The sequence below is a fragment of the Haloarchaeobius sp. FL176 genome (genome assembly GCF_024609245.1).
GTDB lineage: Archaea > Halobacteriota > Halobacteria > Halobacteriales > Natrialbaceae > Haloarchaeobius.
Genome location: NZ_JANJYH010000010.1, coordinates 38812 through 61849 on the forward strand (window position 1 = coordinate 38812; position 23038 = coordinate 61849).

The window sequence follows — 23038 nt, forward strand, 5'->3', positions numbered from 1 at the left end:
ACGCAGAGTTGAGTCGCGTCCGTCGGCAGACCAAGGTGAAAACAGATGCATATGGTCATTCACGCACTCGTAGAAGCATCGACGCAAGAAGACGCACTGGCAACCGGGAAGACGGTGTTCGACCGACTCGTCGGTGCCGTCCTACATGCAAACCCCGTGTTCGACTACTACGTCACGTTCGATGAAGACGGGACGACGGTCTCCGGTACGGCCCGTTGGGGGCAGCTACCCGTGGCTGCTCCCGTGGACTCAGCGGCCGGCGAGAAGCTGCTCAAGCGGGGCTGGAACGCGACGAAAGAGGAGTTCCAGCGAAATCTCGACCGCGTGAAGGAGGCACTCGACGAACACAGCGACGAGGAGATCATGCGCGATACAGACCTCGCTCGCCACGCCTTCCACCAAGTCGGCGCGTACGACGGACCCACAGTCTTCCTGTACGACGAACACGCCAGCGGGATTCGCCATCGAGACAAGCTTGACCGACTCCTCGACGAGAGTGAGGACCTCTGGATCGTCCCCGCGGACGTCCACTACTAAAGCGGACACCACCATGCCACCAATTCCGAACTGGACCCGAGAGAGCCGAACACCGAGTCTGGTGTATCGGAACACCGAAACTGACGCGCGAGCGGTACTCCACCGAGCGCCTGATTCATACGTGTACAAATGGCGGGCGGCGATCCTCGTCGACGGCTACCTCATCTGGTCGCGTGGGTCCGAGACGAAGGAAGCCCAGGCACTTCGTGACGAACTCCGGAATCGCCCGGGTCCCAACCTCAGATGTCCGGACTGCATGGTCGATGCCGTCGCTGTCGGTCAGAAGAGTGCTGACGGAGCGAAGGTTCAACGCTGGTTCGAGTGTCGCAACTGCGGCTACGAAAGTCCCTCAGAAATCGTCTACGGGCCCGAACGCTGAGGAGTCCCGCTCGGGGTCAGACCCCACCGATTGCGAGTTAACCAACGTCTGGTCGGCGTTGTTGGTTAATACGTGCGACACCCCCTCTGGCACTCAGCGACCGGAGCAAGTTTTTCGCCCCCTGAGGGGTGCGGGGGTGCTCGAACGAGTGCCGTCGAACAGACCATGAGTGGAACTACCAATGCACCATCGCTCGAACAGACACCGTCCGAACGTGAACACACTGTAGTCTACCTCGGCTATCGAAAACGAGGCAAATCCATCGTGAAGAAACAGCCCGACGGAGAACGGCTCACACCAGCCCGGAGCCTCGAACTGGTCAGCCACAGTCCAACCGGATTCGAATGGGGATACGGTGGCAGTGGCCCAGCACAGCTCGCACACGCCCTCCTACTCGACTACACAGACGATGCAGAGATCGCCATGGCGCACTACATCGAATTCAAAAATCGGGTCGTGAGCCAGCTCGACTGCAGTGCTCCCGGCGGACGCTGGCGACTCAGCGCCAGTGACATCGACGCTGCTCTCCACGAACTCGCCGACGACGTGGTTGCATCGTCTCTCTGAACAAGGAGTATCGATAACATACATGTCTGAACGCACCCAGCCGACTGGAACGGATGTCGAATCGACAGCGAACAGTGATCCATCGTCGCCGACGGAGTTCATCGAGCGCACCGACATCGGTGTCTCACTCACCGTGAAGCTCACCCGCGGGACTGGCACCCGTGACCAGGACAAAATCATCGCGAAAGCGAAGGCCAAGACGCTCGACGATGCCCGCGAAGACATGGAAATCCTTCGCGAGTACATCCACGACCTCGCCGAAGACACACGTCAGATCCAGCCAGCAGACTCACACGAATAGTAACTCTTTTGTCTGTTGCACAACTTTGTGCAATCATAGAATGTACGAAGTGTGTGGCGAGAAGGAATTCAAGGTCCTCCTCGCACTCGATGCCGGGGACTCCATCTCGGGCGTCGCACGGAAGATTGACGAGAACCGAGAGACGATTCGTCGCGTCGTGAACCGCCTCGAGGAGGCCGGGTACGTGACGTACGATGACGGTCTCCAACTCGTCGATCGGACGATCACTGACGTCGGCCTCGAATTCCTGGCCGCAGCAGCGGCTACCGTACCGCCGTCAATCCCTGAGGCATATGTACTCCCACAGTTCGCCGACATGGACTATGCATTCACTGCCATCGATGCAGTCTACGTCTGGACCCGCGGTGGCTACCAAGTCGCCCGCGACCCCGACGACTACCCGCTGTTCATCGCCGTCGACGAATCCGACCTCGACGCCTGGGCAGCGTTCTTCGACCGGTTCGGAATCCCGACTGCGGAGGAACGCCAGCCCGCCGACGGCCTCGATGGTGCGATCCAGGTCGTCCTCGAGCCACGGTCACAGTTCGAGACCGAGATGGTCGACGGACGGCCCGTCATCCCGCTCCAGAAAACCGTGGCGTTCGCAAACGAGTACTATGCAACCTTCGAGTCGGCACTAGACATGCTCGGCCGAATGTACGACGACGTCGACACTGACGCGACCTACCGCATGGAGCCAGCCTGAACATGAGCCAAGAAGACCGAAGTGAAGCACTCATCGAAGTACTCGAAGAACTGGAGCAGTCAGATATTGGGTTCGTTCTCGTTGGTGGGTACGCGATCAGTCAGTTCGAGACACGGTTCTCGACCGATCTTGACCTCGTCATCGCTCCGGACGACTACGACGAGGTCGTGACATTCCTCGAAGCACGCGACTTCGAACGAACGGCCGATCTCGAAGTCCCACCGGAAGAGACCATCTACAATCGGGAAATCGAATGCTTCGAGCGAAGCGAGGGACTACCCCATCCGGTCGGCGTGGACATTCTTGTGAACGGCCTCGGCTGTAGACAGACCGAGGCGGAGTGGTCGTTCGATTATCTGCGTACGCATAGTACCTCAACGACGGTCTCGGGAGGGACTCGGTCGACGACCGCACGAGCAGCTGATGGGGAAGTACTCGTCGCCGCCAAGCTCCACAGTGGCCGGAAAACGGATCTCGCTGATGTCCTTGCCGCAATTCCGTCAATCGACTTGGACATGGTCGAGACGCATCTGCATCGCGGAGATGGTGATGCCCTCCGAGCACAGCTCAGTGAGGCACAAGCGTTCATCGAAGAAGGCGGGCTGGATCACCGCTTCAAGAGTATGTTCGGCCAATCGTCGGCGTCGGCCGAAGACATCGAGACCCTTCTCCAGTTCCTCAAACAACAACGGTAGCGGGACCACACTCGCCGTGACTCTCGCACTGGGGTAGTATCTGCTGTCGCTGAGACAGAAGCGAATCAGTGAGTGAACTATCCCTGTTTTTCGTCGCCTTGCAGGCGCGGAGGCGATATACAGTGAGCCACCCCACAGAGCAGTCCACGGAACCGAACGGCCTGTCACCGGAACAGCGGGTCGAACCACCGAATCCGCGCCTCATCAACGCCGGCATCGTGACGATTCACGACATGGATACGCTGCGAGCCTGCGTCGCCTACGAAAACGCCCACCAGCAACGAGTACAGATCCTTCGGCTGCTCGAACACCGCGCCAACGAGATCCGTTCCTCGGAAAAATAGCCGGTCGCTGTGAATTAACCAACACCAGGAACGGTCAGCAGTGGTGTTGGTTAAGGCCGGCTTCGACTGGCTGTTTTGTCTCCCCCTGAGAGCGGCTGCGGGGCGAACAATCCCGTATCTTCTGGGTGATTTGAAATGGCACTCTCAGCACGTCCGACCAGCAGCAGCGCCGGCAAGATTGCGGAAGCACGGCAGGCCGACCACGTGGCGTTCCTCCACCGCGTTCCCTTCGCACTGGACGCGTTCCGTCTTGGCTTTCTCACAGGCTTTCGTGAGGACTGTACCTACCAACAGCACCAGTATACGAACCTTGAGCTTCCGGTCGGGATGCTCGACAACGACTTTCGCAATCCCGACCTCGAACGGTACATCGAGCGCTTCTTCGAGTGCGAACCGCGGGTGGGCGTGATTGGTGACGCCTACGACGTCGACGACGTCAACGAGTACGTTGCCGCGGCGCGCGAAATTCAGAGCAGCTACCCCCAGGCAGACCTCGTCATCGTGCCGAAGTGCCGGGCTGCGATTCACGCGGTTCCCGACAACCTCGTCCTTGGCTACTCACGCGGCTACGCTGACCGACTCGCCCACGAGTTCTCCGACCCCGTGGACTGGCGTGGCCGTCACGTCCATATCCTCGGTGGGAGCCCACCCAAGCAACTCAGCGTGATCGACCAGCTCACCTGTCCGACACTGGCGGGCAACCCACCAGCCGATATCGTCGGCCTCGACTGGAACGGTGTACATTTCGGAGCACAGTTCGGCGAGTTCTGGACGCCGGATGGCTGGGACGATAGCGGTCGCGACGCCGACCACGTCACGGTTCGCAAGACCGTGCGCCACGGCCTCGCCAGGATTCGTGAGTTCTGGCAGGCACACGGCGTCTGGCCCGAGTCGACACCCCAAAAGGACGGCATCGGACTTTCGTATCGCGGTCCATCACCGAGCGATCTCGAGAGCGCGGCGTGTACTGAGTGTAGCGCGAACGTGTGGACGACCGAGCGCGGTCCCTACGTCGCCGAGTACGACACAGGCGACATCTGTGGGTATTGCAGCTACGACTGCTACCTCTCACACCGACACCGGAACAACCTCGAGGAACTCGCCGGCGAGCAGAGCGTATCCTTCCCGCCGGCGTGACGCCACAGCGAGTTTTTTCTGCGCCCCGAAGGGTGCAGCGCGGTTCAGGTAAAAACAATGGCTACGACCAGTGGCTCGTCGGTTTCGTTCGAGGAGACCGATCCACGACGCGACCAGATGCACAGTACCATCGAACAGTGGGTTGACGACCTCGTCGCCAGCGTCGACGACGCCCAGGCTAGCGAGGAGTTCCAAGAGTGGCTCGACGACGAGTCGGCGGAGACAGGAGGCGAGTGTGGGCCTCTCCGATGAAGAATTGCTTCAGAAGGCGCAGAGCGCCAGCAACGGCGATAAGTTCGAGCGACTGTGGCGCGGGCGAGCGCAGGCTACGAGAGCCAGTCCGAAGCCGACATGGCGCTGTGTTGTTTGCTGGCGTTCTTGACCGGTGGAGACAGAGCTCGGATGGACGAGTTGTTCCGTCGGTCCGGGCTCATCCGTGAGAGATGGGATGAGGTACACTACGCCAAGGGGCCGACCTATGGCCAGAAGACGAGCGAGCGAGCAATCTCAAGTACCAGCAAGTTCTACGAGCCTGAGTCTGGTTCGGGTTCTGAAAAAAGAGGTCTGTGGACACAGACTCGGAGGAGTCACATGAGTCGAAGCACCACTCGGATTGTAGTGAGGCTCATCTGGAAGAGAGGAATCGTTTGTTAGCCGACCATGTCGATAAATTAGAAGAGAAGGCCGAGTAGAAAAATAATCGGGTTAAAGAGCTCGAGAGGGCTGTAGAAAAGCTCCAGACGCAATAACACTTGAGGTTGTGAGAACTATTGAACGTCAACCCCACGCGTACTACTTTCGGAGAGCGTTCTGGGTCAGTCAACCGAATACCTGTGCTTCTTGAGCTCAGCTTTCGCAATCTGTCGTTTGGACTCTGATTCGTGGTGTTCGGCTACCTGACAGAGATGCTGGCGAGCCTCTTCAGACTCGAGACCGAAGCTCGGATTCTACGGACCAGGTATTTGAGGCACGCGCAGCGTCGATGTATCCGCCCTGGGAGTGTGGTAGATCGCAGCATCTAATAAATAAGTAATTAATTTCGATAATATATTTTTGTTATTGTATTACAACAATATCGCCTGCATAAACTATTTGTAATTGCAATCGGTGAGAACCAATCGATGCCAACAGTAGAAGTCAACGTGTATCAGACTGAGGAATTAAATAGTGCCCACCCTGGTCTTAATCACGAAATCGCTGACTTAATTCGCGATACATTCTCGGAATGGCCTTCAATGTCTTACTTTGTTTCAGCAGATTACCACAATCCGGATCCACCTAGCGAAATAGTTGAACATAGTGGATCCGGACCTATTTGCTATAGTGAAAGCGGGGCCTGGGACGATTTAGTTGAATGGTGGAGATATTACGGGACTGAGTCCTGTCTGACCAACCCAGCACCGACCTCAAATATCTTGCTAACGCATGGTGATGGACGTGGACCCTACATTGGTAAAGGCGATTACAAAGGACAGTACTGTGTAGTGGAAGCAGGACCCCTAACTGCTGAGAAAGGCTTTGGGGATTGGACATACGACGGGACACGTATTAGCTCAGATTATCAATTCGAATACGCTGTAGTTGCCGTCCACGAGATGGGGCATAATCTTGGAATGCTACATAAAGACGGACGGGTTGACGGGAGTGCCAGCAATTCAATTTTGACTACACCAATGACGAACTTCTACGGTGATAATGCGATTGATGAGGGATGGAATCTGACTTGTGATGATAACTTGCCGGACAGTTCTGATGGAGAATTCAAGTCCTGGAATATTTTCTCCGAATGTGAACGAGGTGTTGCTTACTTTGACTAGTGAAACTAACCTTAACCGAAGAAACCTCCTCAAGACTGCTATTACAGCGGGAGCAATCGGCTCAGTCAATAGTGTGGTAGGTAGCCCGAACAAGATACAGAGTGAACCGTATTATCGTTTGTCGGTGGACGAGCTCTCATCTAATGTGAGAGCCTCTATGTTTTCATCAAAGCGCGTCTCTGAAGAGACAATCCGGCAACGAATAGGTGTGGTTGATTTTCTTGACTTAACTGTGAACGAGCAAAATCTCTTACGCAGATTGATTGCAGAGGATGGTGATTACATCTATTTCAGTGAGAGTCCGCCAGCCGGTATTCGAGAAAACCGGATATTGAGGTTGAATGGCGATGAGTACAGGATAAACTTGGTAGCGTATAGATAGGCTTAGCTGAATACAACATCAGAGGCCGCCAATCTCACAATATTATAATATCCACCGGCAGCATGAATTGAAGTCGTGTCCGGGCCATGATTATTTTCATCTCTATATGGCTCGAGGGCAAGATTGTCTATTTCTCTCAGAAAGTCCATAAATGGAACTTCGTTTGAACACGATTTTGCAATACCATTTTCAACGGAATATCGGACTAATAACTTAGAATGGTCTGTTAATTCATTATAGTCTACCACAGCAACTGAATCCCCGACATCCTCGTTTCTCCCGGAAAGGCTCAAGTAGCCCGCGGCATAACCGATTTCACAGTCATTGTCCTCCGAAAGCCACTCAGGAGGATCATTGACAGTCTCAAGTGAACTTGATCTACTCTCTGATAAGCATCCACTTGTCAATATCAAAAGAGAGCTTGACGCTGCCAATAGGGATCTCCGATGCATATTGGTATGTTTGGCCATCGTGCAATGAAAATATACGGGAACATAAAGGCTATTTTTCACCCTAACCCATCATTTTCCAGAAAAGTTTCGGAACTCGCGAACACTCTGAAATCCACTACTTGTGGCCGGGAGGCCATCCGGTCAAAGAGCACCTCCATAGCGGCTCAGTAGTTTGTGGAAGCCGTCGCTCCGGACAGTAGTCGAACGGGCGACGTTAACAACCGGCTGGTCGTCAACGAGAACGCACAGTCGCAGGGTAACCTCGAGTTTGGGGAACCAATTATAGTAACCTGAGGGTCCTTTCTTAAGAATCTCGTGGACTCCAGTTTGGTGACCGGCGGCTTGGGAGATCGCTTAGAATGACCTGAACTCGACAGTATACGTGTTCATAGAACCTCGGGAAAATCAGGTAATTGACCTGTCCGTAGAAGCCCATCATTCGTAGATAGAATCACCGGATGCCGGTTCGACCGTAGTTCGTCCATTTCGACACTGTCTATCTGATTTCCGCAATTTCGAGGGCCTCGGTAAACGAGTCGAATCGGCGGTAGTAGGTCACGGGAGCAGGAAGATCATCGTATTCGGAAAGATCGCTCACAAGTTTCCAGTCGCACCTGGTTAACCAACAGCCGTGGCATATTGGTTAACAGCCTCGAACCCTTGGCATTCACCAAGCGCAGACCATTTCGCGGCTGCAGCCAGGGGCATGCTTTTGCGACTCGGGCAGAAGCATGTCACCATGCGCGCTTCACGCCGGGGTATCGGCCTAGTCATCGTCTGTGTGGTCACCCTGGCCGGGTGTGCTGCCCCCACCGACCTGGGAGTGACACCGACCGACAGTCCGACTGAGGGAGTGACGCCCGTCGGTGAGGCTACCGCGGTGACGGCGAACGGGACCCTAGAGGTCCACTTCATCAACGTCGGGCAGTCGGATAGCATCCTACTGATTACGCCGGCTGGGGAGACGATGCTCATCGATTCGGGCAACTGGCCCCAGGAGGGCGAGTACGTTATCAACTACCTCCAGGAGATCGGCGTCGGGCGCATCGACCACCTCGTGACCTCGCACGCCGACGCGGACCACATCGGCGGCCACGCCGCCGTCATCGAGTACTTCGAGACGCAGGGCGAGGGTGTCGGTGCCGTCTACGATCCCGGCCTGGCGTCGAGTTCGAACACCTACAGTCGGTATCTGGACGCCGTCGAGGAGTACGACGTGCCGCTCTACCAGACCCGCGAAGGCGCACAGATGCCCGTGGAGGCCGTCGACGTCTCCGTGCTCGGGCCGCCCCAGGATCTCCTCGCGAACGACCAGCGCAACGAGAACAGTCTCGTGCTCCGGGTGACCCACGGCGAGACCAGCTTCCTGTTCACCGGCGATGCCGAAGTCGAGGGTGAGTCCGCGCTCGTCGAGGAGTACGGCAGCCAGCTCGATTCGACCGTGTTCAAAGCCGGCCACCACGGCAGTCGGTCCAGCTCTCGGTCGAGCCTCCTCGACGCCGTCCAGCCACAGGTCGTCGTGGTCACCAGCGCGTACGACTCCCAGTACGGCCACCCCCACGAGGAAGCTCTGCAACGGTTCGCCAGCCGCTCGATCCCGACCTACTGGACTGCGACCCACGGGAACGTCGTGGTGTACAGCAACGGGAGCGCGGTCAGTATCGCGACCCAAGACGAGGCACCGACCGACCCGACATCGCTCCGGTCCGGAGATCCGGTCGAACCAGGGACCTACAGCGGGGCAGGCGTCCGTGAGACGATCGTGGGGACCAGATCAGTTGCACCCACGACAGACGTCGCGACCGACGGTGGCGGCGAGCTCTCGCTTGTGGACATCAACGCTGATGCCGAGGGCAACGACAACGAGAACCTCAACGACGAGTACGTCGTGCTCGAGAACACCGGCGAGTCGACACTCGACCTGAGTGGTTGGGAGCTCGTCGACGAGGCCGGGAAGACGTTCGAGTTCCCCGACGGCTTCACGCTGGCGCCCGGCGAACGTGTGACCATCCACAGCGGGAGTGGGACTGATTCAGCGACCGACCTGTACTGGGGGCAGGAGACTGCTGTGTGGAATAACGGCGGCGATACCGTGACCGTGCGTACTGACGATGGGACTGTCGTCATCGAGGAGAGCTACTGATGCCTGAAACCTACACCGCCGTCCTCGACCGCTTTGAGGAATCGACTGCCGTCCTGCTGCTCGAGCAAGACGGTGCACAGGTGGACGAGATCACCGTGGCGCGTGGCATGCTCCCGAAAGCTGGCCGCCACCAAGACGCCATCTTCGAGCTCGAGATCTCGGACGAGACGGTCGCGCTTCGCTATCAAAAACAGGACACAGAGCAGCGCCGTACCGATGCCCAATCACGATTCGACAGCCTATCGAGCGAGTTACCGGACGAGCGGCCGGGAGCGGAGTGACCGAGAGGCCCGTTCGGTTCGACTGAGCGTTTGTTTAGCCCCGAAGATTGGGGACTGACGATATGGGACCTCACAGCGAGACCAAGCAAGTCAGTTGGTACTGTTATCTGACCAGCTCAGCGTCGCAATTGGGCCCTCACCACGACGGAAGTTCTATTAGTCATCATCGCGTTAGCGATAATCAAGACCGAGTTCAGCGCTCCGGGAAAGGGTGGCAACTACAGATGGAAGACGTGATCGATGCGACGGCTGCGAAAATCGTCTTGGCAGCGAAGCGTGGCGACTCAATCAACCGTGTCGCGAACAAGATAGGGAAATCGTACTCGTGGACGTACGACTGGGTCGAACGATTGGAAGCCGCCGATATTATCTCGAATACCGACACTGGAATCCAGGTCGTCGACCACGGGATGCGACAGCAGTACGCCGAGATGATGGCCGCGGTGTACAGCCGGGATACCATCTCTCAAGAAGATGCCTACATCATCCCGCACTTCGCCGGCATGGAGTTCGCGTACACAGAGATCGATGCCGCGTACGTCTGGACGCACGGCGGGTACCAGATCGCCCGCAGTCACGACGACTATCCCGTCTTCATCCAGGTCCACGATCAGGACATCGAACGCTGGATTGCGTTCTTCGAACAGTATGGAATCGAGACGACGATCAACGAGCGTCCGGACGTCAGCGACGTCGACGGGAACGTGCACTACGTGCTGTTCCCGCAACCCGATCGGTTCGAGGTTGAGTGGGTGGACGGGAATCCAGTCGTCCCCTTAGAGACTGCAGTCGATCAAATGATGGAGAACCGGCCAGCGTACGAACCCGCGTTGGAAATCATCGCCACCGAATACGACGTCGACGTCGATGCCTCGCACCACAGTGCGATGGATGCGGACTAGCAACTACTCTCGAATGAGCCTTCCTGAACGTCAATCCGAACTCATCGACACGCATCGTGCAGTCCAGAGTGCCGGACTCCCGTATGTCCTCGTCGGCGGCTGGGCTGTGTCCGCCTTCCAGACGCGGTTCACAACCGACATCGACACCGTAATCCCGGCCACCGCGCTGGACGACTACGACACCCTGCTCCACGAGCTTGGATACGAGAAGGAGTTCGAGAAAGACGTCTCGAACGAGTACAAGGGGCGAATGATCCAGTACCAGAAGCCAGTTGGCGAGAATGCCGTGACCTTCGAAGCCCTCGTCGACGCGATGCGGTGCCGACAGACCGACGCCGAATGGTCGTATCGCTACCTCCACGAGCATAGCACCATCCAGTCCATCGATGTGGCGGACGACTTGGACGGCCGTATCCCGGAACCAGCGCTCCTGTTCGCGATGAAACTACACAGTGGCCGGCTGGCGGATACCCGCGATCTCGTCGTCATCAGCACTCGGGCGGAGTTCAACCGGATCGAACGGCATCTCCACCGTGGAAATCCCGAGGAACTCGACGGGCAAATAGAGGTCGTCCTCGACCGGCTCCAGCAGGACGGGTTCGCAGACTCGTTCAAGGGTGTGTTCCAGCAAAAGGATCTCCCTGCTGATGCCGTCGACGATCTTATCACGTTCTTGCGTACACAGCGGGAGCAGCTTCACTAAGACGACAATACGCTGGGCTCTCACCGAATCGACTATGTGACGAAGGGAGTCGCTCTCCGAAAGCCCTCGGCCGCTCGGCATCCCGCAACCCGCGCTGCGCTCCTCGTGCCTGCGGTGCTTCCGGGGTCGGGGGACGACCGAGACGGCCTCGCCCTTTCTGAGTCCGCCAGGACGGTAGATGGCCCACCGAGCGAGGTAGCCGGCTGAACAGGTGTGTCTGGCCAGTCGGTGTTGCAGAAAACCGCGAGTGGAGTCGCGGTTGTGGACGCTCAGTGAGCGCCTTCGGAATCAGGTCGATTCCAATGTCTAGTAGAAACACGATCCGTGATGAAGGTTCGGACGTACAGGCGACTGAACAGTTGACCCTCGAAGACGCGATCGAGGACGACGACGAACTGCTCGCGGAAGCGGCGTGTGGGGAACACGCACCTGAGCTGCGACCCACGGTGGAGCTCGAGAAGCAGGGTCGAATCGACTACGACTGGAGCCGGAAGGCGAATCTGGACCACCCGTACGGGACGACGCTCGAAGCGGAGGAACGGCGGCTGGCCGAAGAGCGAGAGAACGCACTAGCGGCCGAAGAGGCTGGCATCGATCGGGAGCGGTCGTGTAGGGTGCAGACCGAGCGGGAGTCCAACGAGCAGGTTCGTGACTTCAGAGAGCGTGGCGTGCTCGGGAGCGGTGGCGACCCCGACGTCGACCCGCGTGAACAACTCGATGCGGATACCCTGGGCGAGCTGAACCGATACGGGATGCAGCTGGCGGAGCGCTTCCGGGGGCCATCCCAGGGAGCCTACGCGAAGCAACTCGCGGAGAAGGTCGCGTGCCAGGACATGGGGTTGACGGCGGCCGCCCTGCAGACGAACGAGGAGGTGGCGAAGGGCACCGATGCGATTCAGCTCATCGCGACCCTCGAAGAGTGGATGGGCCACCCCAAGTACGCCATCCAGGCGAACGTGGAAGCCGAAGTCAGAATGCTCTACCAGCCGGCGGCGGTCAACCAGCAACAGGTCGGCGTGCTCGACGATGGCTCGGCGACGGCGAAGCTGACCATCTGGAAGCGCTCCCGGATTGGGACGGTGCTCCGCGAGGGTGACCGTGTGAGGCTGCTGAACTGCGAGGTCGGCTAGTACGGTGGCGAACCAACGTTGGCACTCACGTCGGAGTCGGAGGTACGAGTGCTCAAACGTGGTGACGGTCCAAGCCTGCGAAACGGGACGGTGACCCACGCGGACTTCAGCAAGGGGTCGACTGAGCAACGCCTGGACGTGTTCCGGGACTGAGCTCGCAGGCTCCTCTCTCGGCCACACTTCGCCCTCTCTTTTTTTGCCGACGCACCGGTGGGGTTGTGGCAGTTGTCTGTGTGCTCTCCCTGTCTGCTCGTCGTTCACCTAGCACCGCATCCCCCGCCTCCCCACCCTCCGCTCCGTGCTCGCTGCGCTGCGCGCGCAGCCACGACCATTATTCGCTGAAGGGTATCCTGTGCGAGAGCGTGATGAGGTGTTCGATATCGCCCAAGATGTAGTCCGAGAGCATCCGCTCCGTCTGCTCAAGATTACACGGGCCTATATCGTCGTGACTGTCCGAACGAGCGTGGAGCCACGTTTCCATAATTCCAGGGATGTCGCCGCTATCGACGTAGTCGGTGTCTGCATCAGTCGGGCGAATCCTCTGGAGATCTAATTCATGAGCGTAGTCGTCGAAGAACGTCCGCCGGAGCCCGACCTCCTGATGCTGGATGAGATCGTCGAGTCCAGTCCCATACCCGTAGGCCTCAGCTGCGAAGTCGCCCAAATCCACAGATTCGGCGCTCTCAATGATAGTCTTCAAATCGCCAGCGAGCCCATCACCGGCAGGGCCGTCAGCAGCATAGACGGGTCGTTTTTTCAGGATCGGCAGGTCGAAGAAATCGCCCGCATACGTTACGATCTCGTCCGGTTGGTAGGCCCACAGCTCAGCATTGATCCGTCGTAGTAGATCCAGTTCGGACGCAAGCCCTGGAGCGCGCCGAGTGAGGATCTGCGTTCGGGGTAAGCGACCGCCTGCTTCGGGACCGTCATACGCGAGTCCGATTGCCGCGAGTTGGAAATCCTCCGGATCCTCCCAGTCAGGATCGTCATCAGGCGTGAGATGCGGGCTGATCGTCTCGATATCGAGGGAAAGTCGCCTGGTACCACTAGATGACATAGCGGATTGTCCAAGTCTGGGTATTTAAATCGAAGTGAAACGTCTGGGGTTAGCTGTCAGTGTTCCCGGTCGTGGATACTTTTGCCGGGACAGACTTGATTAGAGAAGTATGAATCAGGCAGAGGTCTCCTGGCCAACAGCCCCTACCGGAATAGCCCCTGGAGGTCGGATCTCCAATCCGGAACTACGAGAGCTCGCCAGATTGCTCCGGGAAGACAGTACATCGCAGTGGTTCGAACGGGTGAAGCCGCCGAAGAACCCGGATCCGACAGTCACCAAGCTACCGGACTACGACCACGAAGAAGAGCTAGCCGCTGTTCCGGAAGAGCCAACTGAGAACTACCGACAGCAGGCTCTTGAGTACGTCGAGGGCGTCATCGAAGCCAGGGACTCGGTACGGCCGGATTCACTCCAGCCTGCATCTGAACTTCCAGATGGAATCAGTCGTTCAACCTCCCGTGGGTGGGTCTGGTACCATACGACCGACAGCATCCAGGAGCGGACAGATGACCGGCCACGATCGTTGGCTGAAACGACTGACCACGGAAAATATCTGTTCTTCACACCAGATGACACGGACGTCCTCGAGGACATCATCGTCGAGCAATTTCAGTCTCGCCCGTTCGACTCTGCGAAGGTCCCAACGATTCCGAACAGAAAACCGGATGCAGTCCTCTGCCTCTATTATTCGGACGACCGATATCGAGCCGATCTCCGAGAGACGTATCAGAACGAGCCGGAAGACGACACCTACGGGGTGGCATCCCCCTACGATCCAGAGCAGCCAATCATCAAACCGCGAGGGTTCAAAACCGACTCTGCAACGCGGCGGAATGAGTACTCTGACGAATTCAGGCAAGAATCAGAGTAAGCGTTACTCGATGAGTTTCTCCCTAGCCTGTCGGACATTCTTTCGCACCGCTTCAGGGTGGACATCACGTTGGGATGCCCATTCTTTCGGGGCGTTCCCTAGCTCTTCGGTCATCCAATAGTCGAGGATTTCGGGTGGGGTGAGGCCATCCTCTGCCAGCTCTTGAAACCACCAAGATAGGACGAGTCTCGATCGTCGCCAGACCTCGATATCTTGAATCGGTACGACGAGATATGAGTGACCCTCCTCCAATTCATGAGAGCGCCCGCTGGACGTGAGAAGGTCATGTGCGCGGATGGAATGCCACTCTTTCGCTGCAGTCGCCTCGTCCTCCTCAACATCGATCGATTCGAAAATGGTTGACCACTCAGAGTCAGGTATAGCGAAGACGAAGTCACTCGGTGGATTCTGGAATGCTAGCTCGACCGTCGATGAAGAACTGCGCCACGCCTTCTCGAGGTAATCATCGATAACGGTCACGTCGGCGATCCGTTCCAAGAGTTCCGTAAGGCGCGACGTTGACACAGTGGTCTCGGCAGCAACCTGCTGAATTCGCCCTCGATGAACACGCCGTTCCTGAGTCATACCAAACCTCTTGTTTGGAATTACTTATAACCCCGCCACGACACAACTTGTAGTTTGTTATTGGCCCCGATGGGTGGGGCCCTCAGAAGGAGGTGTCCCAGACAGAGGTGAGTTAAAATGGCAACCAGAGACATCTACGAGAGCGGATTCGACGAAGACGTCCGAACGGAATCGAGTGCGAACCAGTGTCCCGAGTGCGACGGTCGAGTCACCACGAACGCGGTCGAAACGGTCTGCGAGGACTGTGGCCTGGTCATCGACGAACAGCGCATCGATCACGGGCCGGAGTGGCGGGCGTACGACGACGAGAAGCGCGAGCGAACGGGTGCTCCACTCACTGCGGCCCGCCACGATCGCGGCCTGTCGACGGAGATCGGTCGCGGCACCGACGCGAAGGGGAACGAACTCTCGGGGCAGAAACAACGGCGACTCGCGCGGATGCGCCGCGAGCAGACCCGGGGTCGCTGGCGGTCGAAAGCAGAACGGAATCTCGCCCACGGATTGGGCGAAGTGCGTCGGTTGGCGAGTGCCCTCGAACTCTCCGATTCGGTTCGCGACCAGGCGTGCCAGCTCTTCCGGAGCGCCCAGAACGAGGATCTGCTTCGTGGCAGATCCATTGAAGCCATCGCCGCGGCCAGCGTCTACGGGGCCTGCCGGTGCAACGGCCTCTCGCGGTTAGTGGACGACATCAGCGAGATGGCCCGCGTCGCGGAGTCACGAGTTACGAACGCGTACAAAACGCTGAACGAGGAGCTGGGGCTCCCCGCTGAACCCGTCTCCCCCAGCATGTTCGTGCCGCGCCTCGCCTCGGACCTCTCGTGTCCGGACGAGATCCGACAGCGGGCCCGAGCCCTCGCGGAACAGGCCGAGGAGCGCGGCGTCACGACGGGCGTCCATCCAGCCGGATTCGCTGCGGCCTGCCTCTACAAGGCCGGTCGCGAAGAGGGCCGATGGCTGACGCAATCCCAGGCCGCAAACGTCGCGAACGTCACCGCACCGACCATCCGGACACACCAAAACGTGCTGGGCGAGTTATCTACCTGAATCATCGTCGTTGGAAGCTTTGTCGCGTTTAGACGGAACTGCTGTAAGAAGATGGGGTGGAGAATACTCTACATCTGATGACCCTCGTGTAGCGCGTGACGGAGTAGCGAACCCGAGATGGTTGGTGGAGACGAAGCACTCATCAGACTCGTTATCCTGTCTCGAACCAGTGACGCAGGAGATCGTCGACGCCCTGATCGTTGATCCCTTCGCCGTAATGAACACGGTTGGGCTCGTCGCGTTCGCCCTTGTCGGGGCCACCAAGGCAATCCGCGAGGAGTTCGATCTATTTGGTGTCGCGGTGGTCGGCCTCGCCACGGCATTTGCAGGCGGGATGACCCGTGACCTCCTCGTCAATCGGATTCCGCTCGCGCTCAGTACACCCACCGAGATCGCCCTCGGATTGCTCGGTGTCGGACTAGCGGTTGGAGTGAGTGCCGTCCTCGAGTCAGCCGACACGCATCCGGTGACACAGTTCTCGGATGCGATCGGGCTCGCCGCGTTCACAACGACAGGTGCTATCGTCGCCACGCAGGCCGGCATCCCCGCCTTCGGCGTCGTCGCGATTGCGACGATCAACGCGGTAGGGGGTGGTGCTGTGGCCGATATCCTCCTAGCTCGCTCGCCATTTATCCTCCTCGACGATTTCTACGCCAGCTGTGCGGTACTGGGTGGGAGTGCATACTGGATGATCGTCGCTGTCGGAGGGGCGAACGGAACCGCTGCAGCGGTGTGCGCAGTGATTGTTGTCGGCACACGAATTGCGGCACTTCTCTACGGCTGGTCACTTCCGACTGCACAGGTACTGGGACTAACACGAGAGTAGCGCCCCAGTGGCCACGGAGATGAAGACAGAGAGAGCGGAGGTTATCGGCGTTCCTTATCCCAGATCGGCCGATCATCACCGACGGACTACCGTCGGTCTGACAGCATTCAGAGCCAGTCCTCACCCCAAGCGTCAAGCGACTCGAACACGGGACAGAGGGCATCTCCCTTCTCTGTCAGCGTGTAGTAACTCGCCACCGGCGACTCGAACTCTTTCCGGTTCTCGATGAACCCTTCCTCCGCTAGGTCGTCGAGCACCCGCGAGAGCGTGTAGGAGCTGGCACCCGTCGAGCGTTTGAGTTCGTTGAATCGCTTTTCACCGTCGCGCAGGTCGTTCAGGACGATGAGCTTCCACTTCGCTCCCATCTCCTCGACCGCTCCGACGACGTTGCAGACGTCCGCATTCCGCCGTTCGACCTCGGTGTCTTCATCTGTGTCAGCCTCGGGTGGTTGGGTCGCCATTACTTGGTCACACTATTGTTGCCTGAGCTATATATAGGTTTGGGGGCAAACTAGGTAATGTAATGGAACTACAAAACTCGACGGTGCTCGTGACCGGCGCAACCGGCAACATGGGCCCGTACGTGACTGATTCGCTGATCGAGAGCGGCGCCGACGTCGTCGGTACCTACGTCACCGAAACGGCGAGAGATGAAGTAGCGACCCGCGCTGAACACGCCGATGCAGTATCGTACTACCAGGTCGATCTGACCGACCAGCCAGCTGTCGAAACCTTCGCCGAGACGGTTGTCGATGACCACGGATCGGTCGATCACATCGTCGGCCTCGCCGGCGGCTTCTCGATGGGCGGCGTCAACGACACCGACGCCGATGCGTTCCAGGCCGCGTTGAATCGCCACGCGACGACGGCGTTCCTGACCGTTAAGGCCTTCGCGGAGAACCTCGACGAGCGCAGCGGAGTCGTTCTGTTCAGCTCTGACCGCGCCATCACCCCCGTCGGCGGGACGCTCGCGTACGACGTCGGCAAGGGCGCGGTTCGAACGCTGACCGAGTCGCTCGATGTCGAACTTGAGGCCCGCGTCAACGCCGTGGCTCCGTTCCTCATCGATGTCCCGGGGAACCGCGAAGCGATGCCCGACGCCGATTTCTCGGAGTGGACGGCACCGGAGGCCGTCGTCGACGAAGTTGTTCACCTGCTTTCGAACGCGGGTGTTACGGGGCAGATCGTCCAGCTGACCGGTGGGCAGCCGGGGGTCGAGGACTGATGGCGCTGGAGACTGCAGCTGGTGGGCTCGCGTTTCTGGTGGGCCGCGTCGTCTTCGGCGTCCTGCTCGGGTTCATGGGGCTCGGTCACTTCACGGGGCTCGACGGAATGAGTGGCTACGCCGAAGCCAAGGGCGTTCCCGCCCCGCGGCTCGCCGTCATCCTGTCTGGCCTCATGCTCATCGCTGGCGGACTTGCCATCGCGCTTGGCGTCTACCCACTGGTCGGAGCAGCGGTTATCGCGCTATTCTTCCTGGGCGTGACGCCGGTCATGCACGACTTCTGGACGGTCGATGACCCCGAACAGCGGCAGTCTGAGATGACGAACTTCCTGAAGAACGCCACGCTCTTCGGCGCTGCGCTCGTTCTCGCAGCATTCAGTAGCACCGCCTGGCCGTACGCGCTCAACATCGGGCTCTGAGATGTCTCCCATGACAACGCAAACAAATCCAGACGTACTCCCCCAGGAGGCACACATCGGGCGGACCGCGCTTCGCGTCAACGACCTCGAAGAGCTGACCGGGTTCTACCAGGATGTCGTCGGCCTCAGCGTGCTTCGCCGAACCGACACCGAGTCAGTACTGGGTGTCGATGACACGCCGCTCCTCGTCTTAGAGGGTGATGCAGACGCACTCGGACGACACCAATCGGCAGCGGGTCTCTTTCACAACGCATTCAGAGTCCCCTCGCGTGCGGCATTAGGTGACGCGTTAGCCCGCATTCAGGAACACTGGCAGCTCGGCGGCGCGTCCGACCACGGCGTCAGTGAGGCGCTGTACCTGACCGACCCAGAAGGCAACGGCATCGAGATCTACCGCGATTACCCCCGTGAAGACTGGCCCCGCGCTGACAACGGGCGCATCCGTATGGGTACGTATCCTCTCGATCTCGGCCCATTGGAAACCGCAGCCGCAGAAGCGTCAGGACTTCCTGCCGGAACGGACGTGGGGCACGTTCATCTCGAAGTGTCCTCGCTGGAGGCGTTCCGCGATTTCTACGTGGACACACTCGGGTTCGAGATCCAAACAGAAGTGCCAGCCGCCCTCTTCGTCGGGGCTGGCGGCTACCACCACCATCTCGGGGCGAACACGTGGCACCACAGAACGGGACCGGTCAGCGGACGCGGACTGTCGTGGTTCGAAGTGCTCCTGCCAGACGACGACTCACTCGAAGCAGTTCGGGAGCGGCTCGTAGCCGGTGATATTCCATCCACCGAAACGGATGAGGGAGTCGTTGTTCACGATCCTGATGAGATCGAGATCCGCATTCGAGCGGACTCATCGAACCAGTAGCGTAGACGCAGGCAGTATTCGACGATCGAGAACCACTCTGTAGCACGTACAGGCCGCTTGGAGCGGTGCTATAATTTAAACCGGAAGACGAGCCAAATTCTCGGCAGATCGAACTATGGACGGCCACTACGCTGATTTCAAGGAACTCCGACCGACCGGCGAAGCCTCCCACATCCCAGACGATACCCTAGACGACGGCGGAGGGGAAGAAGCCCATCAACAGCGAGTAGCATCGAGCAGTAGAGGATATCCCAACCAGGCAGCTACGGAGAACGAATGCCGGTCCTGTGGGTCATCCATTCCGGCGACGCAGACGAAGTGCCGATTTTGCCTCACCAACCACGTTGACGGCACTTCCTCAGTCAACGCGAACGACGCTCCAGAACAGACCCTCGTCGGCATCGTCCACCTGGTCGTCGAGTCGACCACGTTCTACGGCGCCGTGGCGAAGGGCGGCGCCGCGGCGACCCTCCTCTCCGCCAACGAGGCGGAGCCGGCCGTCGACGACTACACCCTCATCTACGATCTCGACGAAGCACCGGCGCGCCAGCTGGTCGAGCAATGGCCCTCACTCCCCGACGCAGTACAGGTGGCCTCAGAGGATGGAGAGCGGCTTCTCAGTGCCGCCCGTGACCGGGCTGGGTGGCACAGGCAGGGAGCGTCGGAGCGTCAGAAGCAGGCCCCGACGCGGCTCTACGACCAGCGAGGGGACGGCATCCGCGACGCGTCGCGTCTCGACGCGGCCTTCGACGACGCCGACGACGCGGTGTGGCTGGTTCCAGCGATGGCGCTAACCGAGTCCACTGGCGAGGCTGCGGCTGATCGCCAGGTGTCGTCGGTACCGACGACGCAGGAACTCGACTGTGAAACCTGTGGACGGGCGACCGACCATCGGTTCAAGACCCACGAGTCGGTCCCGGATGCGGCGTGGACGGGCCAACCGATCTGGGAGTGCCGGGTGTGTGGCTCGGCTCGCTACGGATCCAGTCTCGAGTAGCGCCAGTGCTGGGCGTCGATTAACCAACACCCTGCGAGTAGCGTCGGGGTTCGTTGGTTAAGGCCGCGGGCTCCTGCAAGCCCGACGCCAGTCTCGGTGGGGAGTCTTTTCGCGCCGGCGAGTGGTGAGGCGCTTCCGATGGAGCAAGAGTTCAAACAGGGCTACCGGATGCATCGTATACTCAGCAATCTCAACCGACTCGACGTCGACCGATTAGACGACGCGGATCGAGAGCGAGTCGAGACCGCGAGAGACCTTCTGGAAGAGGTGAGCCTTCTCACGCGGCCGGGCGACGGAGCCGGGGCGGACGCCCACGCAGACTCCTAACTGGCGTCGCCGGCCACGCCTCGGGAGGCACCTCTCACGTCGGTTTATCGCCCCCGACAGGGGTGCGGGGGCGACCTCGTGAAGTCCAGATATGGCCACACTGCAAGCTGCGACGACGTCGACCGGCGCGATCGTATCGGATCCACAGGCAGTCCGCGAGCTCTGTGAGAGCTACTGCTTCGGGACGCTCGACTGGGAGGTCACCGAAGAGGGAGAGCTCACTATCTGGGGGTACGATGACTTCGAGGTGTACGCGGCGCGGGAGAACGGCCTCCCGGACTACGAGGGCGGCATCGTAACCCACGAGTTCTTGCGAGAACTTGCCGACCACCTCGAAACCGACGAAGAGTTCGATATCCAGACGGCGGGGTTCACCAAGTGCCGCTTCCCAGTCCTGGCGAAGCGGTACGTCGTTCGCGACGGCGAAGTCCTCCACGCGGACCTCAGTTCCCCTGACCCGATCGACGAGTAGCGTTGTTCGTCCCCCGGGAGGGGTGCGGGGCGATCCAGTCGTGGGTCGTCCTGCGAGGTGATTGTTCAATGGGCCACCGCGCACTCGTTGCGTACGAACGAACTGACGGACAGTACACGCTCCACTACTCTCATTGGGGTGCAGCGAATCTCAAGCTCAAGCACCGAATCTCGGCTGAGTCGCCGTTCGGTGGCGAGGACACCGACTCCAAGTGGGCGAAACAGCTGCTGGCGGAGCTGGCCGATGGCCTCGAGGCAGATGCCGCCGACGGCTACCTCGCCGGCGAAGACCGCCCGTCGACGGTCGTCGAGCCGAAGCCCCGCGCCACCGGGCTCACCCTCGACGAGATCGTCGCGGACCACCTCGACTACCTCCATCACGAGGCGTTCTTCGTGGTGTCGACGACGTTCGAGGTGACCGCCTATCGGACGCTGTGGTTCGGGCTCCAGTACGACTCGGAGACGGTTGAACAGGGAGAGACGGTCGGGAACGGCGCGCTCGCGACGGTGCGCTGGTACGACGGCGAGCCGGTCGGCGACGGCCACCTCCAGGGACAGTTCGCGGCCCTCAAAGACGTCGTCGGCGATATGCTGGACAAGGGCGTCTTCACGCCGTCGACGGCGAGACAGTACCTGAAACGGAAGCTGGCCGAGCGAGTCGGAGACCGACAGGAGCTGCTCATTCCGACCGGAGAGTCACCCTTCGAGACAGCGAGTCTCGGCAAGTCGTAACACCAATCCCTTAGTGGATATCGGGGGACGTCTAAGTATGTCAAATCAGTCTGAAGATGACGTTCGTGTTTGGCTTGTCGAACGGACGTACTCCGATGACGAGCAGAATCTGATCATCCTCACCTACGCAACGCCCGATGGAGAACAGTACTATCGGAAGGAACGCGCACTCACGTCCTTCACCGACGTCCGAGATACGACAGCAGCAGTCGATGCTGAACCCGGCAATCTTGGCATGGTCGATGACCCCGACCTCCAGGAGCAATACGCGGCCGAAGCACAGCGAATGCAGGAAGTTCACGACCCTGACGACGTAATCTGAGATCTACTGGTCGACAACGCTGCAGGCCATGGGTTATGTCGTAGCAGGCCTTAGACGGGGTATGCGCGAACTCGTCTTCGCTCTCGAATACGAGCCCGGCTGCAACAGGGTGGCGGACGCCCTCGCCGACCACCCCGACGCTCGCGTTCGCTCGCTCTCGCTGCACGCCACTGCCGAGCGTCTCTGGCGGGTCGACCATGCCACCGGTACGCCTGAGGCGCTCAACGCCATCGAGGACGCCTTTCTCAACGGCGACTACTACGCTGACTGTCTCGCCACCGAGGACTGCAACGCCACACAGACCACCCGCGTCCTCGACCGCACGGACGACGCGCTCATCCTCTACTCAGATTGGGAGCGCACTCCGACCTGCGCCTCAGTCCCCCACATCGCTCGCGACCACCTCGGCGACGGCGTGCTGTTCGAGACTCGTCACGAGGGCCGCCACTACACGTGGCGACTCATCCACTCCGGCGATGGCGACGTGGCGGCGTTCTTCGACGCTCTCAAAGTCGCCGTCGGGGAGTGCGCCCAGATGGAGATGCTCCGCACAGCGGACACAACATCAGCTAGGGGAAGCGACGGAACACCAAGTGGATTGCCTCCAGCCCAAGAGGCTGCTCTCCAGGCCGCCGTCGAACACGGCTACTACGAATCACCCCGCGAGGTCGATGTTGGAGAACTCGCAGAGCATCTCGACGTGCCACGGTCAACACTCACCTACCGACTCCGTCGGGCGGAAGAACATTTGGCGAAGCAACATGTCGCCGGCGAGCGGGTAGCGGAAGAACGGCTGGCATCCCACTGAGGGCCGT

The 23038-nt window shown here is 59.5% G+C and carries 30 protein-coding genes and 3 pseudogenes; 29 read left to right on the forward strand and 4 right to left on the reverse strand.

Annotated features, from left to right (window positions below; all coding sequences use genetic code 11):
* Positions 1–45: 45 nt before the first annotated feature.
* The 11 genes and pseudogenes from NO978_RS15875 (at position 46) to NO978_RS15920 (ending at position 6483) form a co-directional block, all read left to right on the forward strand.
* Positions 46–537, forward strand: a complete 492-nt coding sequence (locus NO978_RS15875) for a hypothetical protein (RefSeq protein WP_257300565.1) — start codon at positions 46–48, stop codon at positions 535–537.
* A gap of 13 nt (positions 538–550) precedes the next feature.
* Complete coding sequence (locus NO978_RS15880) at positions 551–916, forward strand: hypothetical protein (protein ID WP_257300566.1); 366 nt, start codon at positions 551–553, stop codon at positions 914–916.
* A 165-nt stretch (positions 917–1081) separates the two neighbouring features.
* A complete protein-coding gene (locus tag NO978_RS15885; protein WP_257300567.1) occupies positions 1082–1483 on the forward strand; it encodes a DUF6166 domain-containing protein in 402 nt (133 codons plus the stop codon).
* Positions 1484–1505: 22 nt separating this feature from the next.
* Entirely contained in the window at positions 1506–1784 is a 279-nt protein-coding gene (locus NO978_RS15890) for a hypothetical protein (protein WP_257300568.1), read from the forward strand.
* 40 nt (positions 1785–1824) lie between these two features.
* Complete coding sequence (locus NO978_RS15895) at positions 1825–2490, forward strand: helix-turn-helix domain-containing protein (RefSeq protein ID WP_257300569.1); 666 nt, start codon at positions 1825–1827, stop codon at positions 2488–2490.
* A 2-nt stretch (positions 2491–2492) separates the two neighbouring features.
* A complete protein-coding gene (locus NO978_RS15900) occupies positions 2493–3185 on the forward strand; it encodes a nucleotidyltransferase family protein (protein ID WP_257300570.1) in 693 nt (230 codons plus the stop codon).
* 122 nt (positions 3186–3307) lie between these two features.
* Positions 3308–3529 (forward strand): hypothetical protein, encoded by a 222-nt coding sequence (locus NO978_RS15905; RefSeq protein ID WP_257300571.1) that lies wholly within the window; start codon positions 3308–3310, stop codon positions 3527–3529.
* A 135-nt stretch (positions 3530–3664) separates the two neighbouring features.
* Positions 3665–4666 (forward strand): DUF6610 family protein, encoded by a 1002-nt coding sequence (locus NO978_RS15910; protein ID WP_257300572.1) that lies wholly within the window; start codon positions 3665–3667, stop codon positions 4664–4666.
* A 57-nt stretch (positions 4667–4723) separates the two neighbouring features.
* Positions 4724–4882: pseudogene (locus NO978_RS15915) on the forward strand (DUF955 domain-containing protein); the annotation flags it as partial.
* Positions 4883–4898: 16 nt separating this feature from the next.
* A pseudogene (locus tag NO978_RS20030) lies at positions 4899–5206 on the forward strand (hypothetical protein); the annotation flags it as partial.
* 581 nt (positions 5207–5787) lie between these two features.
* Positions 5788–6483, forward strand: coding sequence for a hypothetical protein (locus NO978_RS15920; RefSeq protein WP_257300573.1), 696 nt, complete (start codon positions 5788–5790; stop codon positions 6481–6483).
* Between the two features lie 384 nt (positions 6484–6867).
* Here NO978_RS15920 and NO978_RS15925 read toward each other — a convergent pair whose 3' ends face one another.
* Positions 6868–7335 (reverse strand): hypothetical protein, encoded by a 468-nt coding sequence (locus NO978_RS15925; protein WP_257300574.1) that lies wholly within the window; start codon positions 7333–7335, stop codon positions 6868–6870.
* Between the two features lie 65 nt (positions 7336–7400).
* Between NO978_RS15925 and NO978_RS20035 the strand changes: the two are divergent.
* From NO978_RS20035 to NO978_RS15950, 6 genes and pseudogenes are all read left to right on the forward strand, one after another.
* Positions 7401–7584, forward strand: a pseudogene (locus tag NO978_RS20035) (hypothetical protein); the annotation flags it as partial.
* 472 nt (positions 7585–8056) lie between these two features.
* On the forward strand, positions 8057–9460 hold the full coding sequence (locus NO978_RS15930; protein WP_257300575.1) for a lamin tail domain-containing protein: 1404 nt from the start codon (positions 8057–8059) through the stop codon (positions 9458–9460).
* Positions 9460–9741 carry a DUF3006 domain-containing protein gene (locus NO978_RS15935; protein ID WP_257300576.1) on the forward strand — a complete coding sequence of 94 codons (282 nt, stop codon included), beginning with the start codon at positions 9460–9462 and terminating at the stop codon, positions 9739–9741. Before NO978_RS15930 ends, NO978_RS15935 begins: the two co-directional genes overlap by 1 nt.
* Positions 9742–9965: 224 nt before the next feature.
* Positions 9966–10643: a helix-turn-helix domain-containing protein gene (locus tag NO978_RS15940; RefSeq protein ID WP_257300577.1), complete on the forward strand. Its 678-nt coding sequence runs from the start codon at positions 9966–9968 to the stop codon at positions 10641–10643.
* Positions 10644–10656: 13 nt separating this feature from the next.
* A complete protein-coding gene (locus NO978_RS15945) occupies positions 10657–11346 on the forward strand; it encodes a hypothetical protein (RefSeq protein ID WP_257300578.1) in 690 nt (229 codons plus the stop codon).
* A 302-nt stretch (positions 11347–11648) separates the two neighbouring features.
* Complete coding sequence (locus NO978_RS15950) at positions 11649–12476, forward strand: hypothetical protein (protein ID WP_257300579.1); 828 nt, start codon at positions 11649–11651, stop codon at positions 12474–12476.
* A gap of 331 nt (positions 12477–12807) precedes the next feature.
* On the opposite strand, the gene NO978_RS15955 is transcribed toward NO978_RS15950, so the two are convergent.
* Complete coding sequence (locus tag NO978_RS15955; protein ID WP_257300580.1) at positions 12808–13533, reverse strand: 3'-5' exonuclease; 726 nt, start codon at positions 13531–13533, stop codon at positions 12808–12810.
* A 109-nt stretch (positions 13534–13642) separates the two neighbouring features.
* On the opposite strand from NO978_RS15955, the gene NO978_RS15960 reads away from it, so the two are divergent.
* Entirely contained in the window at positions 13643–14404 is a 762-nt protein-coding gene (locus NO978_RS15960) for a hypothetical protein (protein WP_257300581.1), read from the forward strand.
* A 3-nt stretch (positions 14405–14407) separates the two neighbouring features.
* Here NO978_RS15960 and NO978_RS15965 read toward each other — a convergent pair whose 3' ends face one another.
* Positions 14408–14989, reverse strand: a complete 582-nt coding sequence (locus NO978_RS15965) for a hypothetical protein (protein ID WP_257300582.1) — start codon at positions 14987–14989, stop codon at positions 14408–14410.
* A 117-nt stretch (positions 14990–15106) separates the two neighbouring features.
* Between NO978_RS15965 and NO978_RS15970 the strand changes: the two genes are divergently transcribed.
* Positions 15107–16033, forward strand: a complete 927-nt coding sequence (locus tag NO978_RS15970) for a transcription initiation factor IIB family protein (RefSeq protein ID WP_257300583.1) — start codon at positions 15107–15109, stop codon at positions 16031–16033.
* A 169-nt stretch (positions 16034–16202) separates the two neighbouring features.
* Positions 16203–16859: a trimeric intracellular cation channel family protein gene (locus NO978_RS15975; RefSeq protein ID WP_369684156.1), complete on the forward strand. Its 657-nt coding sequence runs from the start codon at positions 16203–16205 to the stop codon at positions 16857–16859.
* Positions 16860–16966: 107 nt separating this feature from the next.
* Here the strand turns inward: NO978_RS15975 and NO978_RS15980 are convergent, their stop codons facing one another.
* Positions 16967–17320, reverse strand: coding sequence for a helix-turn-helix domain-containing protein (locus NO978_RS15980; protein ID WP_222609130.1), 354 nt, complete (start codon positions 17318–17320; stop codon positions 16967–16969).
* A gap of 62 nt (positions 17321–17382) precedes the next feature.
* Here NO978_RS15980 and NO978_RS15985 point away from each other — a divergent pair, with 62 nt between their 5' ends.
* From NO978_RS15985 to NO978_RS16025, 9 genes are all read left to right on the forward strand, one after another.
* Positions 17383–18084, forward strand: coding sequence for an SDR family NAD(P)-dependent oxidoreductase (locus tag NO978_RS15985; protein WP_257300584.1), 702 nt, complete (start codon positions 17383–17385; stop codon positions 18082–18084).
* Positions 18084–18503, forward strand: coding sequence for a DoxX family protein (locus NO978_RS15990; protein ID WP_222923614.1), 420 nt, complete (start codon positions 18084–18086; stop codon positions 18501–18503). The genes NO978_RS15985 and NO978_RS15990 overlap by 1 nt, the downstream gene beginning before the upstream one ends.
* Before the next feature lie 10 nt (positions 18504–18513).
* Entirely contained in the window at positions 18514–19374 is an 861-nt protein-coding gene (locus NO978_RS15995; RefSeq protein ID WP_225935249.1) for a VOC family protein, read from the forward strand.
* A 115-nt stretch (positions 19375–19489) separates the two neighbouring features.
* A complete protein-coding gene (locus tag NO978_RS16000) occupies positions 19490–20371 on the forward strand; it encodes a hypothetical protein (protein ID WP_257300585.1) in 882 nt (293 codons plus the stop codon).
* A gap of 138 nt (positions 20372–20509) precedes the next feature.
* Entirely contained in the window at positions 20510–20698 is a 189-nt protein-coding gene (locus tag NO978_RS16005; RefSeq protein WP_049908471.1) for a hypothetical protein, read from the forward strand.
* A 91-nt stretch (positions 20699–20789) separates the two neighbouring features.
* Entirely contained in the window at positions 20790–21170 is a 381-nt protein-coding gene (locus tag NO978_RS16010; protein ID WP_257300586.1) for a hypothetical protein, read from the forward strand.
* Between the two features lie 68 nt (positions 21171–21238).
* On the forward strand, positions 21239–21901 hold the full coding sequence (locus tag NO978_RS16015; RefSeq protein ID WP_257300587.1) for a DUF6735 family protein: 663 nt from the start codon (positions 21239–21241) through the stop codon (positions 21899–21901).
* A 37-nt stretch (positions 21902–21938) separates the two neighbouring features.
* Entirely contained in the window at positions 21939–22223 is a 285-nt protein-coding gene (locus tag NO978_RS16020) for a hypothetical protein (RefSeq protein WP_006183450.1), read from the forward strand.
* 61 nt (positions 22224–22284) lie between these two features.
* Entirely contained in the window at positions 22285–23031 is a 747-nt protein-coding gene (locus tag NO978_RS16025; protein WP_050051691.1) for a helix-turn-helix domain-containing protein, read from the forward strand.
* The last annotated feature ends 7 nt before the right edge of the window (positions 23032–23038 follow it).

Bases quoted from the DNA above. Each gene is read 5' to 3' on its own strand.
- NO978_RS15920 (WP_257300573.1), top strand. From the start codon at position 5,788: ATGCCAACAGTAGAAGTCAACGTGTATCAGACTGAGGAATTAAATAGT.
- NO978_RS16025 (WP_050051691.1), top strand. From the start codon at position 22,285: ATGCGCGAACTCGTCTTCGCTCTCGAATACGAGCCCGGCTGCAACAGG.
- NO978_RS15875 (WP_257300565.1), top strand. From the start codon at position 46: ATGCATATGGTCATTCACGCACTCGTAGAAGCATCGACGCAAGAAGAC.
- NO978_RS15990 (WP_222923614.1), top strand. From the start codon at position 18,084: ATGGCGCTGGAGACTGCAGCTGGTGGGCTCGCGTTTCTGGTGGGCCGC.
- NO978_RS15945 (WP_257300578.1), top strand. From the start codon at position 10,657: ATGAGCCTTCCTGAACGTCAATCCGAACTCATCGACACGCATCGTGCA.
- NO978_RS15910 (WP_257300572.1), top strand. From the start codon at position 3,665: ATGGCACTCTCAGCACGTCCGACCAGCAGCAGCGCCGGCAAGATTGCG.
- NO978_RS16000 (WP_257300585.1), top strand. From the start codon at position 19,490: ATGGACGGCCACTACGCTGATTTCAAGGAACTCCGACCGACCGGCGAA.
- NO978_RS16010 (WP_257300586.1), top strand. From the start codon at position 20,790: ATGGCCACACTGCAAGCTGCGACGACGTCGACCGGCGCGATCGTATCG.
- NO978_RS15950 (WP_257300579.1), top strand. From the start codon at position 11,649: ATGTCTAGTAGAAACACGATCCGTGATGAAGGTTCGGACGTACAGGCG.
- NO978_RS15890 (WP_257300568.1), top strand. From the start codon at position 1,506: ATGTCTGAACGCACCCAGCCGACTGGAACGGATGTCGAATCGACAGCG.
- NO978_RS15995 (WP_225935249.1), top strand. From the start codon at position 18,514: ATGACAACGCAAACAAATCCAGACGTACTCCCCCAGGAGGCACACATC.
- NO978_RS15955 (WP_257300580.1), bottom strand. From the start codon at position 13,533: ATGTCATCTAGTGGTACCAGGCGACTTTCCCTCGATATCGAGACGATC.
- NO978_RS15935 (WP_257300576.1), top strand. From the start codon at position 9,460: ATGCCTGAAACCTACACCGCCGTCCTCGACCGCTTTGAGGAATCGACT.
- NO978_RS15985 (WP_257300584.1), top strand. From the start codon at position 17,383: ATGGAACTACAAAACTCGACGGTGCTCGTGACCGGCGCAACCGGCAAC.
- NO978_RS16005 (WP_049908471.1), top strand. From the start codon at position 20,510: ATGGAGCAAGAGTTCAAACAGGGCTACCGGATGCATCGTATACTCAGC.
- NO978_RS15965 (WP_257300582.1), bottom strand. From the start codon at position 14,989: ATGACTCAGGAACGGCGTGTTCATCGAGGGCGAATTCAGCAGGTTGCT.
- NO978_RS15930 (WP_257300575.1), top strand. From the start codon at position 8,057: ATGCGCGCTTCACGCCGGGGTATCGGCCTAGTCATCGTCTGTGTGGTC.
- NO978_RS16020 (WP_006183450.1), top strand. From the start codon at position 21,939: ATGTCAAATCAGTCTGAAGATGACGTTCGTGTTTGGCTTGTCGAACGG.
- NO978_RS15885 (WP_257300567.1), top strand. From the start codon at position 1,082: ATGAGTGGAACTACCAATGCACCATCGCTCGAACAGACACCGTCCGAA.
- NO978_RS15900 (WP_257300570.1), top strand. From the start codon at position 2,493: ATGAGCCAAGAAGACCGAAGTGAAGCACTCATCGAAGTACTCGAAGAA.
- NO978_RS15960 (WP_257300581.1), top strand. From the start codon at position 13,643: ATGAATCAGGCAGAGGTCTCCTGGCCAACAGCCCCTACCGGAATAGCC.
- NO978_RS15940 (WP_257300577.1), top strand. From the start codon at position 9,966: ATGGAAGACGTGATCGATGCGACGGCTGCGAAAATCGTCTTGGCAGCG.
- NO978_RS15980 (WP_222609130.1), bottom strand. From the start codon at position 17,320: ATGGCGACCCAACCACCCGAGGCTGACACAGATGAAGACACCGAGGTC.
- NO978_RS15880 (WP_257300566.1), top strand. From the start codon at position 551: ATGCCACCAATTCCGAACTGGACCCGAGAGAGCCGAACACCGAGTCTG.
- NO978_RS15925 (WP_257300574.1), bottom strand. From the start codon at position 7,335: ATGGCCAAACATACCAATATGCATCGGAGATCCCTATTGGCAGCGTCA.
- NO978_RS15895 (WP_257300569.1), top strand. From the start codon at position 1,825: ATGTACGAAGTGTGTGGCGAGAAGGAATTCAAGGTCCTCCTCGCACTC.
- NO978_RS16015 (WP_257300587.1), top strand. From the start codon at position 21,239: ATGGGCCACCGCGCACTCGTTGCGTACGAACGAACTGACGGACAGTAC.
- NO978_RS15970 (WP_257300583.1), top strand. From the start codon at position 15,107: ATGGCAACCAGAGACATCTACGAGAGCGGATTCGACGAAGACGTCCGA.